Below are 15,471 nucleotides of genomic sequence, written 5' to 3' on the forward strand. Positions count from 1 at the left end.
GCATGAACAAAATCGACAAGCTCGATAAGGAACTGGAAAAAGCCCGGGAGAAGGCTGCCGAGTGGCAGGCCAAAATCCGGGAGCTGGAAAAGCAGAAACAGGAGGAAGAAAACAGCCAGATCGTGCAGGCGGTGCGCTCCCTTAAACTGACGCCCGCCCAGCTTATGGCTTTTCTGAATGACCCCAAAAACAGCCTTACCGCTTCGGGCCATACTGACCCGAAGCCGGAGGCACCCGAAAAGGAGGACACGGCCCATGAAGAAAACTAAATTTCGCAGGCTGGCGGCGATGGCTGCCAGCCTTTTGTGTTGCCTGATCTTTACAGTCCCGGCTTATGCACAGAGCAGCGAGCCGCAGCCGGAGACAGCTCCCTCCCCGGCAGAAACCGAAGCAGAGCTGGAAACCCAGAACCCCTTTACCACGGACGGGACGGGAACCGTGGTGGACAACGCCACCGACGAGGATGGAAAGGAGTTCTACACCATCACCACAGCAGACGAGAGCGTGTTTTATCTGGTGATCGACAAACAGAAAACCAGCGAGAACGTCTATTTCCTCAATACCGTTACCACAGACGACCTTCTGCCTCTTGCTGAACAGGGCAAGGAACCGCCCAAAGAAGTGACCCCTGAGCCAGAGCCAAAGCCCACCGAACCGGTGGAGGAAGTACCGGAACCCAAGCCGGAGAAAAAGGACAGCCCCCTTCTCTCTCTGCTCCTGATCGGTGCGGTGGTGCTGGCCGGCGGTGGGATTGGTTACTATTTCAAGATTTACAAGCCGAAGCATGAGGCCCCGGATTTGGAAGATGATTACTGCGAATATGAGGACGGGGAGCTGGAGGAGATCGCAGAGGAACCCGAGGACGAAAATACCCCGCCGTGGGAGGAAGATACGGAGGAATGAGAATGAATTTTACAAGCAGCCCTTTTGAACGAATGATGAAGGAAGTACCGCACCCCGGCTGGGACAATGACGACCCTTGTAAGGGATGCCGTTATTACAAGGAGTGCAAAGGAAAGAAAAAACAGTGCCGGAAGAAGTTCCGGGCGCTGATCGTGGAGCCCCGCCCTTCGGGCCATCGTGGCCCGAAGTCTTAAATGGACGCCCGGGAGCTGACCCGTGACGAGAAGAAAAAAATCCGTTCTCTGGTCACGGGGATATGCGCCAACTATGACCGGGAAAGCGGCCTGTGCCTTCCTCTTGACTGTGCCTGCTATATGCTGCACAAGTGCTGGACAGGGGCGTACTGCCGTTATTTCCGTGAGGCTGTCCTGCCTCTTAACCCGGAGCTTCAAGCGTCGTTGACAACGGAAGGCATCTCCCCGGAGCTGCGAGCCTGTGCGGTCTGCGGAAAGGCGTTTTTGCCCGAGGGGCGTCAAGCCTACTGTTCCGACGCCTGCAAGGCCGAAGGGAACCGCCGAAAAAGCCGGGAACGCATGAGGAAAATGCGGAAGAAAAGGCCGGGCGGCTGTTACGATTTGCCGCCTCCAAAGGCTTGACATTCCGGGCTTTTTTGAGGGTGTTTCCGGGGTGGGAATATCTTATTACATTTCTCCCCGGTCTGCCCTCTTATTTCGTAACATCCAGCACTTCGGGTCATGTTAGCCCGAGGCACAGAAAGGAGGTATCTCTTGGAGACAGTACAAGGATATGTGATTTTGAAAGCTGCCACCTTTGAAACCGGACACGGCTTTGCGCTGGGGCATAATCCGGGAGCGCCGAGCCCCTTTGTGACCTGGCAGTTTACCGAGGGGGAAAACGGCCATCGGGATTACTACTGGGGCCGCTATGGAACCAGTCAAGCGTGGGCGCAGAGGGACTTTGACCGCCGGGTGGACGACTATCAGCAGCTTTACCATGCGGCGGTCAAGCATACCGAGCTGGAACCGGAGGGCGTTTACCGCTATTATTCCACCCAGCGGCCCGTGGACATAGGCACCTACCCGAAGCCGCCGGATAACCAGCCTCTTTCCATCGTCAACTACGATGACGACAGGAGGCGTCCTGTGGCTGATGGCAGGCTGATGGCATGGGGCGAACTGACCTACGCAAAGCCGCTGACCGAAAAGCAGATGGAGGATTATGAGCTGAAACCAGCACCGGGCAATCCTGACCGGGTGCGCCCATCCATTACTGCACGGCTCAAAGAAGGAACCAGAGGGCAGGAACCCCAAAAGGAGCCCGGTCAGAAGCGGAGCCATAAAAACCATGAGGAACGATAAAGGAGGATCGCCATGCACGAAAAAGACAACTATCTGAAAACCGCCGAGCTCTCCACGGAGCAGAACTGCAATATGATCGACGGCGTACCCAACAACACGCCCATCCAACCCACGCCCCCGGAGCTGGACGCAAAACCGCTTGATAAGGTAAAAGAGCCCAAAGAGCGCCGGAAAGGCCGGGAGCTGGAACGCTGATGGAGAACCGCAAGCGGAATGTCCATCTGCACGTCATGGTAACGCCGGACGAGCTGGCAGCCATCCATGAACGGATGGCCGAGGCGGGCATTTCCAACGCCGGGGCTTATGTACGGAAAATGGCTCTGAACGGGTATATCCTGCACATCGACCTTGCGCCCGTAAAAGAACTGATTTCTCTGCAACGGCGCTGTTCCAACAATCTCAATCAGGTCGCCGTACATGCACACACCTATGGCGTGTACCCGGAGGAAATCGACGGATTGAAGCGGGACTATGAAAAGCTGTGGGGCGAGGTGTCAAAGGTACTGCGGGAGCTCTCCGAGCTGGTGGCAAAGTAAGACGAGGGCGGCAGGCTTCCGTTGTGTGGGGCTTGCCGCCCTGTTCTTTTTTTTACCACTTCGGGCCAGCATGACCCGAAGTTTTGGGACAGGATTTACTAATCTTTCGCAACATTTATGTCCCCGGGCAGGCATGATAAAATAGAGATAGCAAGAATAAAGGAGGTTTTGAAGATGAAGATACTGCTGAAAATATTGGCTGCTCCCGTTGCTTTAGCGTTGTCCCTTCTGGCGGCTCTGCTGGTGTTCCTGTTTGATATTTGTACCGTCCTGCTGACGATTGCCTCTGTGATCCTGGCGGTGCTGGGTGTCGCTCTCTTTTTCACGCCGACGCCCATAGGCGGGATTGTATTTCTGTTTCTTGCCTTCCTTCTTTCGCCGTATGGACTGCAAGCGGCGGCTGGCTCCCTTCTCTGGGCGCTGGACGGAGGCAAATCCGCTCTGTATCGGTTCCTGGCAAGTTAAGCAGCCTCGGGCCATACTGGCCCGAAGTCGGGGCGGTCTGAATGGGCCGCCCCTTTCTCATGGAAAGGAGGGATGATTTCTGGCTACCACAACTTTGTTACAGCGCCATGCGGGCGAAGGCGAAACGATTGCTGAGGCTATCCGGGATTGTCTGGACTATGGTAAGGACCCGGAGAAAACAGAAAGCGGTAAGTATATCTCCGCTTATGAATGTGATCCGGCCACCGTGGCGGACGAGTTCCTTTTGGCAAAGGCCAGCTATGCCGCTATGACGGGCCGGGAACAGAAGAAAGAAAATGATGTGCTGTGCTATCAGATACGACAATCCTTCTATCCGGGCGAGATTACCCCGAAGGAGGCAAACCGTATCGGCTATGAGCTGGCTATGCGCTGGACAAAGGGGCGGCACGCTTTTATCGTTACCACGCACACCGATAAGCAGCACATCCATTGTCACATTTATTACAACTCCACCACCCTTGACTGCACCCGGAAATTCCGAAATTTTTGGGGCTCCAGCTTCGCCCTTCGGCGGCTCTCTGACAGGCTGTGCCTTGAAAACGGGCTATCCATCGTGGAGAACCCGAAGCCCCGGAGCAAGGGCAAGTATCGGAACTATGGAGAGTGGCAGAAAGACCGAAAAGGGCCGCTTTCCTATCAGGACAGGCTGCGCCTTGCCATTGATACTGCGTTGGCGGAACGCCCCGCTGATTTGGACGAATTTCTCAATTTGATGAAGCGGGCCGGGTATGAGGTCAAGACGGTTCGGGGCGGCGGTATCAGCTTCCGGCTGACCGGGCAGGGACAGGAACGCTTCACCCGTCTGCGTGCCTCCACGCTGGGGGACGGCTACGACTTGCAAGATGTTCTGTCCGCCATTGAGGGCAAAGAAAAACGCCCCGGGCGCTCGGAGCGGAAAATCAGTCTGGCGGTGGATATTCAAGCAAAGCTGGCTGCCGGTAAGGGGCCGGGATATGAACGCTGGGCGAAGGTATTTAACATTAAGCAGATGGCCGCCGCTCTTGCTTATATACAGGACAATGGCCTGACCGATTATGAGCAGTTGGCACAGAAAGCCACCGAGGCAGCAGACCGTTTTCATACCATTTCCGAGCAGATCAAGCAGACGGAACAGTCCATGAAAACCAATGCCGGGCTAAAGGCCGCAACGGTTCAGTATGCCAAAACCCGTCCAGTCTTTGAGCAGTATAAGGCGACGAAGTACAGCCGGAAATTCCTTGCGGAGCATGAGGCCGACCTTGAACTGTACCGGGCTGCACAAGCGGTAATGCGCTCTCTGCTGGGCGGGGCGAAGCTCCCCAAAATGGATGTGCTGAAGGAAGAAGGCCGTAAGCTCACAGCAAAGAAAAAACAGCTCTATGGAGAATATCAAAAGGCACGACGGGATATGCAGGAGATCGTCACGATCAAAGCGAACATTGACACTCTGATGGGCTACACCGAACCGGGAAGAAAGCAGGAAAAGGAGCGTTAAGGTTATGAAAACAAGGAGCAAAGCGACGCTGACACTTCGGGCCATGTTGGCCCGAAGATATGGGTTTGGGGCGAGCCCCAACAAGCCGCCTTTGTGCCACTTGTGGCCACAGAGGCATTGCTTGCCACTTAGCGGCACCCCCGAAAATGGCGCAAAAAAACAGAGGCCCTTATTCTGGAACCTCCGTTTCTCTGGCTTTCTTGAGCCCTTCGGCTGTGGCCTCCATGACAACAAGCTCTTTCTCGTTCATGGAGTTTAGGAGCACATCAATATGCTTTCTGCAAGGGCTTTCCTGTTCGCCTCCGTCCGTATGAATAAACTGGTCAACCGAAATGTCAAACATGGTAATGAGCTTTACAAAAAGGTTGAAACTCGGATACTGTCCTTTGTTCTCGATATTCATAATGGTACGGGAGTCACGGTCTACCAATTCCGCAACATAGGCTTGCGTCCAGCCCTTTTCTTCTCTGGCCCGTTTGAGAGCCGCCCCGAGGCCGTGAAAGTCAAACCTTCTTTCATTTTGGTTCATTCTCATATCACCCTATATCATTGTACATTTCGGGTTGGATTATGAGAATGTAATGAAATTTTACATAAAGTAGTATTTCATTTCATCAATGTGCAGCCTCCAACTTGTACTATTCGAGGTAAAGAACTATAATGTATTCTGTGGAGGCGCGAAATGGACTATATGACATTGAAAGGGGCCGCCGAAAAGTGGGGCGTGACACCTCGTAGGGCAAATTATTATTGTGCTGGTGGACGTATCCCCGGTGCTGTGAAAATGGCTGGTGTTTGGCTGATCCCTAAAGCTGCGGAAAAGCCGATTGATGGCCGGACAAAACAAGGGAGGTTGCTGAAACATGAATAGTGTTTTGATTATAGACGATGACAAGAAACTTTGTGCCTTGATGAAAAAATGTGTGGAACAAGAAAATTTATCTGCGGTAGTAGCACATGGCGGCTTAGAGGGTCTGAGGCTACTGGAAAAAAACAAGGATACCTGTTCACTAATTATTCTGGATGTGATGATGCCAGATATGAACGGGTTTCAAGTATTGCAGAAAATCCGAGAGAAAAACAATGTGCCGGTGCTGATGCTGACCGCCAAAAGCGACGAAGAAGATAAGGTTTCTGGTCTGCGGCTGGGAGCGGACGATTATCTGACAAAGCCGTTTGGAATTAACGAACTAATGGCTCGTGTCAATTCTCTAATCCGGCGCTATACCACCTTAAACCCTGTGACCGGAAACGAAGCCGCCACCATGCTTCTGAAAGATATGGTAATTGATAAAATCAACCGAACCGTAACGGTTCAAAATCTCCCGGTAGACTTGACCGGCAAAGAGTTTGATTTGCTTCTATTTTTGGCGTCCAACAAGGGTCGGGTCTTTACTAAAAAACAACTTTATACGCAGGTGTGGACAGAAGAATATGATTTTGACGACAATAACCTCATGGCATTTATCAGTAAACTGCGAAAAAAAATCGAGCCAAATCCAGAACAACCTTTTTATATTCAGACTGTCCGCGGTGTAGGGTATCGCTTTAACAAGGAGGCATGAGCATGGAAATTAACCTTTATCTATTGTTGTCCTTATTGATTGCTTTGCTGGTAATCAGCTATCTTTTGGGAAAACTTCACCGCGTCCGTGGTCAGCTTTTTCTTATTAGGGATGCCCTAAACGATATAAAAGCCGGGAATTTGAACCGCCGTGTATTGGTGCGGGAAAGCGACCTGACAAAACAAATCTGTTATGATATTAACGAGATTGCCATGAGCAGCCAATCTCGGCTTATACAGCAAAAGCAATCCGAACAGGCTTATAAACGGCTTATGACAAGCCTTTCCCATGATGTAAAAACCCCTCTTGCTTCTCTGGTTGGATATTTGGAGGCTGTGGAAAGCAAGATGGTAACAGGAGCTGAGAAGGAAGAATACATTCGGGTGGCTATGGAAAAAGCCCACCACCTGAAAGATTTTGTGACCGCCCTGTTTGAATGGGTGAAGCTGGATGCCGGGGAACAGATTTTTCATTTTGAGGTCTGCGACCTGAATGAGCTTTCCCGTGACATCATGGCTGATTGGGTGCCGCTGCTGGAAAACCACGATCTTAGCTATGAAATTGAGATACCCGAAACAGAATACATGACACGGGTTGACTCTACCGCCTACACTCGTATTCTCAATAATTTACTGCAAAATATTCTGACGCACAGTGATGCAAGCAAAGTTTTCCTGACCGTGACTGAAACTGAGCAGCAGGCAAAAATCGTTGTTGCTGATAACGGCAACGGGATTGCCGCCTCTGATCTCCCGCATATCTTTGAACGGATGTATCAATGCGATCACTCCCGTTCTGCCAAAGGGAACGGGCTGGGCCTTTCGATTGCCAAAGAGTTAGTCAGTATTCATAAAGGAACGATTACAGCCGCTAGTGTTCCCGGAAACGGAACAACCTTTATCATCATACTTCCGAAAGCTCTGTGATCCCACGGAGCTTTTTTTGAAAAAATTTTATCTCGGCAAGGTTATGGCAAGGTTTGCGTTTTATAATTGGAACCATGAAAGGAGGAAACCGTATGACGATTATTACAACTGAAATCCAGAAATGGAAACGGAATAAAATTGTCTGGTGCATTTTGGCTCTAACACTTCTGCTTGGAGCGTTTGCGATTGAAAGGGCTTGCAGCATTTCAAGGAGCAGTCCCTTTATGGATAGTTTTGGCGACCTTTACACACTGGCCTTTAAGAATCTGTCCAGCCTGTTTCTGCCGATTGTGCTGGGAATGTTTGCAACGACACTGTTTTTCGATGAACACAAAAATGACACGATGAAAGAACTGCTTATCATCCCTATTACAAAAGCACAGCTATACTTTTCAAAAGTCGCTGTGGTTATTCTGATGTCCGTAGGACTGTGCCTGATTACTTTTCTTTTGTGTGTTGTCGGTGGGCTGATTGCCGGAGGCTTTCCCGATCTGAACGCCCAAACACTGATGGACGCTGGTCTTTTGTATCTGGCAGGTGGTATTCTGATTCCCATAGCCATGCTTCCGATTGTGTTTCTTTCCACGCTGTCAAAGGGATATATCCTGCCCATTGGCGCAACGCTGCTTTATCTGATTCCCGTAGTCATTGCCCCGGCTTATCTTACGGGAATACACCCGCTGGCAAGCGTGATGGGGATTTATCCCCATATTTCCGAAGCGGCCGCAGCTATGGTAGAAAGCCTGATGCAAGGCGTTTTATTCAATACTTCGCCGCTTGTTTGTGTCGGTTCGCTGCTCTTGATCGGTGCTACATTTGCCGCCGCATCCGTAGTGGCTCTAAAAAAGCAATCTTACTGAAAGGAAAGACCTATGAAACGATTGAGTTGTTTATTACTCGGTATTCTGCTTGTTTTTTCTCTTTGTGCCTGCCAGCAGGCCGCTCCATCTTCCGGCGAGGCTCCCGACCAACAGGCCATTACGGAAGAAGCAACCGAATACTTTAACCAAATGATGGATGGAGATTTTGAAACTTTCTTCAATGCGTTGCCGCAGGGCGTACAGGACAATATTTCTGCGGAGACGATACAGGAAACATGGGAAGAAGAAGTCGATAAGCTGGGCGGGCTGCCGGAGAACACTTCCCCGGATGTGTCCTGCTATGTGCCGGAACACTCTGACCAAATCCGTGTTGAATTTGTCATTCCTTGTGGCAAAGGCAATTTCAAAGTATTCATCAACTATTTCCCGGATGGCAGCCTTTACAACTATGTTATCTGGAAGAACGAAACAAAATGAGAAAGCGAGGCATTTTTATGAGTGATCTTGTGATTGAAACCAAAAAGCTGACAAAGATTTACGGGGAACAAACTGCCGTTAATTCTGTGAATCTTCATGTAAAACCGGGCCGGATTTATGGACTTTTAGGACGCAACGGAGCCGGTAAAACCACAATTATGAAAATGATTTTGGGCCTTACACCAATCACTTCCGGCGAAGTAGATGTGTTCGGACAGAACATCAAAGGCCATGAGAAACGCATTTATCCCCGTATTGGAGCCATCATCGAAACTCCCGGTTTTTATCCGAATCTGACCGGCACAGAAAACCTTGAAATTTTTGCGAAGTTACGAGGGACACCCCAGCCCAATGCCGTCAAGAACGCGCTGGAAGTTGTGGGATTGCCCTACAAGGACAAAAAGCTGTTCAGTAAGTATTCCCTCGGCATGAAGCAGCGCCTCGGTATTGCCAACGCTATTCTGCATGACCCGGAGCTTTTGATTTTGGACGAGCCGACCAATGGACTTGACCCTATCGGTATAGCCGAAGTGAGGAACTTTATTAAGAATTTAAGTGTGGAGCGTGGCAAAACCATCCTAATTTCCAGCCATATACTTTCCGAAATTTCACTGTTGGCAGATGACATAGGCATTATCGACCACGGGGTTCTGCTGGAAGAAAGCAGCATGGAAGAATTAGAAAAGAAAAATCGGAAATACATCCAGCTTCAAGTGTCGGATATTCCAAAAGCCTCTTTAATTTTGGAAAGGCAATTCCATGTGACCGATTATGCGGTGCAGGACGAACACAACCTGCGGCTTTATGACACCGCACTGGATATGGCGGCAATCAACAAGGCCCTTGTGGTGCAGGATGTAGCTGTTATCAGCTCCCAAATCTGCAATGATACCCTTGAGGATTATTTCAAACAGATCACAGGGGGAGAGGGAATTGCTTAAACTGATACAAGTTGAATTTCTAAAACTGCGCCGGAGAAAGTTTATCTGGCTCATGCTGCTGGCGGCGCTCTTTATGCCACTGGCTGCCGTATTTTACTTTTCAAGTGTCAAAGGAACCGGTGTGGACCCCATTATGTTTTACAAATGGACAGCGTTCAGCTATACCCCGTGGATCATCCTACCGGTAGTGCTGGGAATGTTGTGTACCATGCTGATGTATAACGAAAACCAGTATGATATGCTCAAACAGCTTTGGATTGTACCGGTCAATAAAATGGCATACTTTTTCAGCAAGTTTGCTGTGGTGCTGGTGTATTCCATTTGCTTTATGCTAGTTACCGCAACGGCGTCCATTCTGACCGGCATACTATCCGGTTATATTCCCTTTGACAGTGAAAGTGTCCTTTATCTTTTGCGGAAGTGTATGGAAATTTCTCTGTTGACCGCCTTTGCGGTGTTACCACTACTGGCGGTTGCCGCAGCGCAAAAGGGCTATATTCTCCCTGTTTGCCTGACGCTGATTTATACATTCCTCGGCTTTATCCTCTTGATGGTGAATATGTACCTACATCCGCTGTCCAGTATGACCGCTATTGTTATGTATGATATTCCGGGTGTTGTATTCGATCAGCCATTAAATATTCCAGCCGCATTTCTGTGTATTGGTGTATGGGCTGCTGCTTCGGCTGTATTGGCGAATGTGGCTTTGGTTCGGAGAAAGTGAGGTGCAAAAAATGATGAAAGATTTGCTTTGGGCGGAGAGCCAGAAACTCCACCGTTCCAAAATACTCTGGATTGCTGGGTTTGCAACAGTCATGGTAGGGTTGATCGTCTTTGCACAGGGACAGTTTACATTCTATGACCGCCGATATATTGACGGGGCTGGATGGTTTATGACAGCGGCCCAATCCCTTGCTACCTTTTATGTTCTGCCTGCTGTAATTGCCCTATTGGGAAGTTATATGATTTGCCGGGAGGAACAGGAGGATACCTTAAAATCTCTGCGGCTCATTCCCGTAGATGAAGTGAAACTGACACTTGCCAAAATGATACTTGCCTTTGTGTTCAGCGTTCTGATTTACCTTTTACTTTTTGCAATTACCTTTCTTGTCGAGGCAGTTTTGCATTTAGAAGCACTTTCCGTTGGCCTTGTGTTAGAAAATCTGAAAATATATTTTCTGGATGGGGTAGGCGTATTCTTTGCAATTTCGCCTATTATCGCTCTGGTAGCGCGGATGAAAAAGGGGTATTGGCTGGCTCTGGTATTTGCAGAAATTTATTCGTTTGCTGGATTATTTGCGAGTATGTCCCAGCAGTTAAAGACGGTATATCCCATGACAGCCGTTTTCAATATCTCTGGTTATTATAATGCAAATATGTTTCAGGTTTTAATCGGTGTTGTAATTCTGATGGTTTGTGTGATTTTGTCATTGTTAATTTTGAAAGGATTGAACCGCAAGACTAAATAAATGCAATATATCTAATGATCTGCCGGACGACGGCAAAAGAAAAAAAGCCGTCGTAAAGCAGACACATTTTCACGCGCCTATGAAGCGGCGGCTTTGATTTTCAGAGCCGCCGTTTCTTTTCGTCTATCCTAAACCAACGACGACCTAACACCGTGTAAATCCACGGCGGCATATAGGAGGATTGCCGCCGTGTCTATTTTTGTCTTTTTTCACAGTACCCATGATCTGCACCAGCTAAAAAAAGCGTAGCTCCCCCTCCGGGTTATTCCGGCTATGTATGCGAAATTTGTTGGAACCTTAACTATTATGTCATTTCATGCGTCCGTGTGGCTTCATGCCGCCCGGGCGCTTTTGTGTTCTTATGGGGCTGCTTCGGGTCATGTTGGCCCGAAGTCATTCCCCGGTGCCGCTCCCCGCCGCCTTCGTTTCGGTCACTCGTCAACCAACAACCGAAACGGAGGTCAATATGGCTATTATCAATTTGCGGGACTATTACCCATTCTATACATCGGATTGCTTCATGGAAGTATCGGAAGAAGTTGCAGAAATGTTCAAAGAGTTTGATCGTAAAGAGGCTGCTTATCGGCTGCGTACATACCGCCACAAAGCCTACTATTCCCTTGATCGGGATGACGGGCTGGAGCATGAGGCTGTCTTTGTCGCTTTATCTCCCCATGAACTGTATGAGCGGAAAGTGACCATGCAGGAACTTCACGCAGCGATTACCAGTCTGCCAGACAAACAGGCAAAACGGATTTACGCCCATTTCATTCTCGGCATGACCAAACAGGACATTGCCCGGGCAGAGGGCGTCCATGAAAAAGTAGTTCGTGTCGCAATCGAGCGAGGTCTGCGTCGCTTAGAAAAAATTTTGAAAAATTCTTTGTAAGGCGTACCGATTTAGGCCGGAAAATGAAATGGTTTATGAGAGGCAAAACACTTCGGGTCACAATGGCCCGAGGTTCAGACAAGCCTCATGCAGATTGAAAATTGAATAAAAAGACACCCGGATACGAAGGGGAACGCGCTGTGTGACAGACCCGCCATGACCTCAGATTTCAGAGAATACAGTCTTTGTAAAACTGAGCGAGCGAACAGGTCCATGCCATAGGTGGGGCAAGGCTGGCTCCACCGGAACAGGCGCAGAACCCGGATACTTGCGTTTAGTCACAGTCCGAGCGTTGAAGCGGTCTTGCAAGCCGTGAGCCGTCGCAGGCAATGAGAACGCCTTGCCATCAGAATGGGGAGAGTTGAAATACTATGGGGCATGAAGCCTATGTCCGTCCGGTGTGTCTGAAATGAAATGAAAACCTATGGGGAGCCCCCGGCAATGCTGTCTGATGATAGGCCAACCGATCCGGCGTGGCTCCCCATCTTTTCAAAAGAGGAGCACTTTATGGGAAATGCGTTTGGAATGATCCCCGGCTTGGAACCGGACGAATGGAGCAATGACGCCTGCCGTGGTTATGTCATTATGGCAATGGAGAACTGCGGATTTTCAAAGAAGGATATACGGCGAGTTGTGGGGCAACTTTATGAAATATTTGACCTCAACAGCGTGGAGGACGCCAAAGAAAAGTACCTTTCCAGTCCTTGCTGACCTCGGGCCACATTGACCCGAAGTGGAGAAAGCTCAAAGGGCGGCACCTGCTGGGTGCCGTCTTTTGACATTTCCCCACAGGACAAGCGGGAAAGGCTGGCATATACACGCACTTTCGCAAAGGAGGTTTTCAATGACGCAAGCTGTCACTTATGAACGAGAAACAAAGTCTGTCGCATTTCAAGGGAAGATCATTGTGCTGGAAAGCCTCACGCCGGTGCTTCCACCGAAGGAGAAAGAACAGCGCAAAAAAGAAATTGAGCGCTGCCTTTTTGAGGTGTTCAGCAAATATGGGGACAGGTTTCCCTAATCATTCGCAACATTGTTGTCCGGGGCTGCTGATGGTATAATATAGTTGTAAGGTTGGTAGCTCCATTCCAGCAAGGAAAGGAGCCCAATATGGAATTTATCAGAGAAGATTGTATTTACGCAAGACAGTCAGTAGACCGCAAGGACAGTATCAGCATTGAAAGTCAGATCGACTTTTGCAAGTATGAATTGAAAGGCGGGAGCTGCCGGGTATTTAAGGACAAAGGCTATTCCGGTAAGAATACGGACAGACCGGAGTTTCAAAAGCTGCTGGGCGAGATCCGCAAAGGAAAGGTCCGGCGGGTCATCGTGTACAAGCTGGGCCGTATAAGCCGCTCTATTCTGGACTTTGCAACGATGATGGAGCTGTTTCAAGAGTACGATGTGGAGTTTGTATCCTCCACGGAAAAGTTTGATACTTCGACCCCGATGGGCCGGGCCATGCTGAATATCTGCATTGTATTCGCCCAGCTTGAACGTGAGACAATTCAGAAGCGTGTCACAGACGCCTACTATTCACGGTGCCTGAAAGGCTTCCACATGAGCGGGCAGGCGCCATACGGTTATCAGTTAGAGCCTACTGTGGTAGAGGGTATCCGCACAAAGAAAATGGTTGCCGACCCCGTAGCCGCCGACCATGTTCGGCTGATGTTTGAAATGTACGCTGAACCGGAAACCTCCTTCGGAGATATTACCCGATACTTCGAGGAACATGACATAAAAATTTATGGAAAATCCATGTTCCGTACATTTCTTTCCCAGCTTTTAAGAAACCCCGTTTACGCACAGGCCGATTTGGAGCTGTACGAATTTTTCAAGAGTCAGGGTGCAGCGATTGTCAATGACGCTTCTGACTTTGCCGGAACAAACGGCTGCTATCTCTATCAGGGGCGGGATGTGAAGGAGGACAAGGACAGGTGCTTAAAAGACCAGATACTTGTTATCGCTCCCCATGAAGCACTCATTTCCTCTGACACATGGCTGAAATGCCGGAAAAAACTTATGGCAAATACCACCTTCCAGCAGGGACGGAAACCGAAGAACACTTGGCTGGCCGGAAAAATCAAATGCGGGCATTGTGGGTATGCTCTGAAAGCCACCCATGTACCAAACAGCACCGGATATTTCCGCTGTACCAAACGGACGGAAAACAAAGGCTGTCCGGGCTGCGGGAAAATCCGCAAAGAAGCATTTGAGCAATTCATTTTCTCGGCCATGCAGGAAAAGTTCAAAGACTTTCAGATACTCCACGGCAGAGAGGAAAAAGTCAATCCGAAACTGACCGCCTATCAAGTGGAGCTGGCACAGGTGGAGGCAGAAATTGAAAAGCTGCTGGATATGCTAACCGGAGCCAATGCGACCTTGCTTGCCTACGCTAACAAAAAAATTGAAGAACTGGACACCCGACGCCAGACCATTTCAAAGGCAATCGCTGAATTGAGCGTTGAAACCATATCTCCCCAGCAGATAAAGAAGTTATCCTATTATCTCGACAACTGGGACAGCATAGATTTTGACGACAAAAGAAAAGCCGCCGATGGTTTGATCTCTACGATCAAGGCCACCAGCGACCGTGTTCAGATCAGTTCACGAAGTTCCTCAATCCCTAAAGGGTCAAGGCCGTTAGTCGGTTCATCCAGAATCAAAAGCTGGGGACTGTTCAGCAATGCAATAGCAATACCAAGCCGCTGCTTCATACCAAGAGAAAACTGCCCGGCCCGTTTCTTGCCGGTATTCGTGAGATGGACAATTTGCAATACCTCGTTAATTCGTGCATCGTCCAGGCCGAGCAATGTAGTTCTGACTTTGAGATTTTCGTATGCAGTCAGATTTTCGTAAAGCGGGGGCATCTCAATCAAAGCACCGATATGCTCCAGATCATTCCGCTTCCACGGGTGGCCGTCAAACTCGATGCTTCCCGATGTGGGGCGCAAAATGCCGGTGACCATTTTTAAGATCGTGGATTTGCCAGCCCCATTCGGCCCCAGCAGACCATAAACCGAGTTGCGCCGGATGTTCAGTGACACATTGTTTACCGCCATTTGCCCCTTGAAATTTTTGCAGAGGTCAGTCGTTTTCAAAATCATATCCATATAATCAAGTCCTTTCTTTGATTTTACGGATAGCATACCGGGCAATTTTGAAGATTTCATAAAGATTCCCGAAAACAGAATATGAACAATACACCGTAACCGTGGAGCATATCGCAACAAAGCACCAACCTACGCATTTAGGGCCTTAAAAAGCCCTATATTTCAAGGTTTTTCCCGCATAGTCGGCGGGGTATGTGAGTGTTTTATCCTATCCCCGCCATAGTGCCGCTCTAAATGCGTAGAATTTACCAGCAGAAAATCGCCGGTTTCTCTGGCTCCATACTCCCAGATATGGTATCATGGAAAAAATCAATCTGACGGGGGTATCAGGATGGACGGACAAGAAAAGCTGCTGGACTATGAAACAATCAAAGCCGCCGTTGCCGGTGAGAAGTGGGCCACAGAAAAGGTGCTGGCCCACTATGCGGACTACATCGACGAGCTTTCCACGGTGGAGATCAGGCAGCCGGGCGGCAAAGTGAAAAAAGTCATTGACGAGGATGCTCTTAATATCTTCCAAGCATGAAAAGCACCCCTGCCAATCTATGTGTC

The 15,471-nt window shown here is 49.3% G+C and carries 22 protein-coding genes and 2 pseudogenes; 22 read left to right on the forward strand and 2 right to left on the reverse strand.

The window, feature by feature from the left end; translation table 11 throughout:
- Positions 1-2 precede the first annotated feature (2 nt).
- The 9 genes from DXA66_RS03550 to DXA66_RS03590 all read left to right on the forward strand — a co-directional run bounded on the left by DXA66_RS03550 (position 3) and on the right by DXA66_RS03590 (position 4,718).
- The gene (locus DXA66_RS03550) at positions 3-269 is read left to right on the forward strand and encodes a DUF4315 family protein (RefSeq protein ID WP_005927622.1); all 267 of its coding nucleotides are present in this window, start codon (positions 3-5) and stop codon (positions 267-269) included.
- Positions 256-903, forward strand: a complete 648-nt coding sequence (locus DXA66_RS03555; protein ID WP_118526827.1) for a DUF4366 domain-containing protein — start codon at positions 256-258, stop codon at positions 901-903. The genes DXA66_RS03550 and DXA66_RS03555 overlap by 14 nt, the downstream gene beginning before the upstream one ends.
- Positions 900-1,097, forward strand: a complete 198-nt coding sequence (locus DXA66_RS03560; RefSeq protein WP_005927616.1) for a hypothetical protein — start codon at positions 900-902, stop codon at positions 1,095-1,097. Before DXA66_RS03555 ends, DXA66_RS03560 begins: the two co-directional genes overlap by 4 nt.
- A complete protein-coding gene (locus DXA66_RS03565) occupies positions 1,098-1,499 on the forward strand; it encodes a cysteine-rich VLP protein (protein WP_118526829.1) in 402 nt (133 codons plus the stop codon). It abuts the gene before it with no gap.
- Between the two features lie 99 nt (positions 1,500-1,598).
- Positions 1,599-2,222, forward strand: coding sequence for a hypothetical protein (locus tag DXA66_RS03570; protein ID WP_118526831.1), 624 nt, complete (start codon positions 1,599-1,601; stop codon positions 2,220-2,222).
- Between the two features lie 12 nt (positions 2,223-2,234).
- Positions 2,235-2,417 carry a DUF4316 domain-containing protein gene (locus DXA66_RS03575; RefSeq protein WP_023042373.1) on the forward strand — a complete coding sequence of 61 codons (183 nt, stop codon included), beginning with the start codon at positions 2,235-2,237 and terminating at the stop codon, positions 2,415-2,417.
- Positions 2,417-2,758: a plasmid mobilization relaxosome protein MobC gene (gene mobC, locus DXA66_RS03580; RefSeq protein WP_015553878.1), complete on the forward strand. Its 342-nt coding sequence runs from the start codon at positions 2,417-2,419 to the stop codon at positions 2,756-2,758. The genes DXA66_RS03575 and mobC overlap by 1 nt, the downstream gene beginning before the upstream one ends.
- Positions 2,759-2,932: 174 nt before the next feature.
- Positions 2,933-3,223 (forward strand): CD1845 family protein, encoded by a 291-nt coding sequence (locus DXA66_RS03585; RefSeq protein ID WP_118526833.1) that lies wholly within the window; start codon positions 2,933-2,935, stop codon positions 3,221-3,223.
- A gap of 79 nt (positions 3,224-3,302) precedes the next feature.
- Entirely contained in the window at positions 3,303-4,718 is a 1,416-nt protein-coding gene (locus DXA66_RS03590) for a relaxase/mobilization nuclease domain-containing protein (RefSeq protein WP_118526835.1), read from the forward strand.
- Positions 4,719-4,887: 169 nt separating this feature from the next.
- On the opposite strand, the gene DXA66_RS03595 is transcribed toward DXA66_RS03590, so the two are convergent.
- Positions 4,888-5,253, reverse strand: coding sequence for a helix-turn-helix transcriptional regulator (locus tag DXA66_RS03595; RefSeq protein ID WP_005945181.1), 366 nt, complete (start codon positions 5,251-5,253; stop codon positions 4,888-4,890).
- Positions 5,254-5,400: 147 nt separating this feature from the next.
- Between DXA66_RS03595 and DXA66_RS03600 the strand changes: the two genes are divergently transcribed.
- From DXA66_RS03600 to DXA66_RS03650, 12 genes and pseudogenes are all read left to right on the forward strand, one after another.
- Positions 5,401-5,589, forward strand: coding sequence for a hypothetical protein (locus DXA66_RS03600; protein ID WP_005945178.1), 189 nt, complete (start codon positions 5,401-5,403; stop codon positions 5,587-5,589).
- Positions 5,582-6,283: a response regulator transcription factor gene (locus DXA66_RS03605; RefSeq protein ID WP_005945175.1), complete on the forward strand. Its 702-nt coding sequence runs from the start codon at positions 5,582-5,584 to the stop codon at positions 6,281-6,283. Before DXA66_RS03600 ends, DXA66_RS03605 begins: the two co-directional genes overlap by 8 nt.
- A gap of 2 nt (positions 6,284-6,285) precedes the next feature.
- Positions 6,286-7,209: a sensor histidine kinase KdpD gene (locus DXA66_RS03610; RefSeq protein ID WP_044945291.1), complete on the forward strand. Its 924-nt coding sequence runs from the start codon at positions 6,286-6,288 to the stop codon at positions 7,207-7,209.
- Positions 7,210-7,301: 92 nt separating this feature from the next.
- Entirely contained in the window at positions 7,302-8,069 is a 768-nt protein-coding gene (locus DXA66_RS03615; protein ID WP_005945168.1) for an ABC transporter permease, read from the forward strand.
- 12 nt (positions 8,070-8,081) lie between these two features.
- Positions 8,082-8,507 (forward strand): DUF3887 domain-containing protein, encoded by a 426-nt coding sequence (locus DXA66_RS03620; protein WP_118526837.1) that lies wholly within the window; start codon positions 8,082-8,084, stop codon positions 8,505-8,507.
- A gap of 17 nt (positions 8,508-8,524) precedes the next feature.
- On the forward strand, positions 8,525-9,448 hold the full coding sequence (locus DXA66_RS03625; RefSeq protein WP_118526926.1) for an ABC transporter ATP-binding protein: 924 nt from the start codon (positions 8,525-8,527) through the stop codon (positions 9,446-9,448).
- Positions 9,441-10,172 (forward strand): ABC transporter permease, encoded by a 732-nt coding sequence (locus DXA66_RS03630; RefSeq protein WP_118526839.1) that lies wholly within the window; start codon positions 9,441-9,443, stop codon positions 10,170-10,172. The genes DXA66_RS03625 and DXA66_RS03630 overlap by 8 nt, the downstream gene beginning before the upstream one ends.
- Positions 10,173-10,185: 13 nt before the next feature.
- Complete coding sequence (locus DXA66_RS03635; RefSeq protein ID WP_179148991.1) at positions 10,186-10,917, forward strand: ABC transporter permease; 732 nt, start codon at positions 10,186-10,188, stop codon at positions 10,915-10,917.
- A 466-nt stretch (positions 10,918-11,383) separates the two neighbouring features.
- Complete coding sequence (locus DXA66_RS03640) at positions 11,384-11,806, forward strand: RNA polymerase sigma factor (protein WP_172679366.1); 423 nt, start codon at positions 11,384-11,386, stop codon at positions 11,804-11,806.
- Positions 11,807-12,313: 507 nt separating this feature from the next.
- A complete protein-coding gene (locus DXA66_RS03645; RefSeq protein ID WP_238078031.1) occupies positions 12,314-12,517 on the forward strand; it encodes a hypothetical protein in 204 nt (67 codons plus the stop codon).
- A 133-nt stretch (positions 12,518-12,650) separates the two neighbouring features.
- Positions 12,651-12,827: a hypothetical protein gene (locus tag DXA66_RS14345; RefSeq protein WP_167541534.1), complete on the forward strand. Its 177-nt coding sequence runs from the start codon at positions 12,651-12,653 to the stop codon at positions 12,825-12,827.
- A gap of 89 nt (positions 12,828-12,916) precedes the next feature.
- A pseudogene (locus tag DXA66_RS03650) lies at positions 12,917-14,410 on the forward strand (recombinase family protein); the annotation flags it as partial.
- On the opposite strand, the pseudogene DXA66_RS03655 reads toward DXA66_RS03650, so the two are convergent.
- A pseudogene (locus tag DXA66_RS03655) lies at positions 14,407-14,919 on the reverse strand (ATP-binding cassette domain-containing protein); the annotation flags it as partial. The pseudogenes DXA66_RS03650 and DXA66_RS03655 sit on opposite strands and share 4 nt — an antisense overlap.
- Positions 14,920-15,250: 331 nt before the next feature.
- On the opposite strand from DXA66_RS03655, the gene DXA66_RS03660 reads away from it, so the two are divergent.
- Entirely contained in the window at positions 15,251-15,445 is a 195-nt protein-coding gene (locus tag DXA66_RS03660; protein WP_118526843.1) for a helix-turn-helix domain-containing protein, read from the forward strand.
- The last annotated feature ends 26 nt before the right edge of the window (positions 15,446-15,471 follow it).

Source organism: Faecalibacterium sp. OF03-6AC (assembly GCF_003478175.1).
Classification (GTDB): domain Bacteria; phylum Bacillota; class Clostridia; order Oscillospirales; family Ruminococcaceae; genus Faecalibacterium; species Faecalibacterium taiwanense.

Excerpts from the sequence above, each read along its gene's own strand:
- DXA66_RS03550 (WP_005927622.1), top strand. The coding sequence starts at position 3 with ATGAACAAAATCGACAAGCTCGATAAGGAACTGGAAAAAGCCCGGGAG.
- DXA66_RS03555 (WP_118526827.1), top strand. The coding sequence starts at position 256 with ATGAAGAAAACTAAATTTCGCAGGCTGGCGGCGATGGCTGCCAGCCTT.
- DXA66_RS03560 (WP_005927616.1), top strand. The coding sequence starts at position 900 with ATGAGAATGAATTTTACAAGCAGCCCTTTTGAACGAATGATGAAGGAA.
- DXA66_RS03565 (WP_118526829.1), top strand. The coding sequence starts at position 1,098 with ATGGACGCCCGGGAGCTGACCCGTGACGAGAAGAAAAAAATCCGTTCT.
- DXA66_RS03570 (WP_118526831.1), top strand. The coding sequence starts at position 1,599 with ATGTTAGCCCGAGGCACAGAAAGGAGGTATCTCTTGGAGACAGTACAA.
- DXA66_RS03575 (WP_023042373.1), top strand. The coding sequence starts at position 2,235 with ATGCACGAAAAAGACAACTATCTGAAAACCGCCGAGCTCTCCACGGAG.
- mobC (WP_015553878.1), top strand. The coding sequence starts at position 2,417 with ATGGAGAACCGCAAGCGGAATGTCCATCTGCACGTCATGGTAACGCCG.
- DXA66_RS03585 (WP_118526833.1), top strand. The coding sequence starts at position 2,933 with ATGAAGATACTGCTGAAAATATTGGCTGCTCCCGTTGCTTTAGCGTTG.
- DXA66_RS03595 (WP_005945181.1), bottom strand. The coding sequence starts at position 5,253 with ATGAGAATGAACCAAAATGAAAGAAGGTTTGACTTTCACGGCCTCGGG.
- DXA66_RS03600 (WP_005945178.1), top strand. The coding sequence starts at position 5,401 with ATGGACTATATGACATTGAAAGGGGCCGCCGAAAAGTGGGGCGTGACA.
- DXA66_RS03605 (WP_005945175.1), top strand. The coding sequence starts at position 5,582 with ATGAATAGTGTTTTGATTATAGACGATGACAAGAAACTTTGTGCCTTG.
- DXA66_RS03610 (WP_044945291.1), top strand. The coding sequence starts at position 6,286 with ATGGAAATTAACCTTTATCTATTGTTGTCCTTATTGATTGCTTTGCTG.
- DXA66_RS03615 (WP_005945168.1), top strand. The coding sequence starts at position 7,302 with ATGACGATTATTACAACTGAAATCCAGAAATGGAAACGGAATAAAATT.
- DXA66_RS03620 (WP_118526837.1), top strand. The coding sequence starts at position 8,082 with ATGAAACGATTGAGTTGTTTATTACTCGGTATTCTGCTTGTTTTTTCT.
- DXA66_RS03625 (WP_118526926.1), top strand. The coding sequence starts at position 8,525 with ATGAGTGATCTTGTGATTGAAACCAAAAAGCTGACAAAGATTTACGGG.
- DXA66_RS03635 (WP_179148991.1), top strand. The coding sequence starts at position 10,186 with ATGAAAGATTTGCTTTGGGCGGAGAGCCAGAAACTCCACCGTTCCAAA.
- DXA66_RS03640 (WP_172679366.1), top strand. The coding sequence starts at position 11,384 with ATGGCTATTATCAATTTGCGGGACTATTACCCATTCTATACATCGGAT.
- DXA66_RS03645 (WP_238078031.1), top strand. The coding sequence starts at position 12,314 with ATGGGAAATGCGTTTGGAATGATCCCCGGCTTGGAACCGGACGAATGG.
- DXA66_RS14345 (WP_167541534.1), top strand. The coding sequence starts at position 12,651 with ATGACGCAAGCTGTCACTTATGAACGAGAAACAAAGTCTGTCGCATTT.
- DXA66_RS03660 (WP_118526843.1), top strand. The coding sequence starts at position 15,251 with ATGGACGGACAAGAAAAGCTGCTGGACTATGAAACAATCAAAGCCGCC.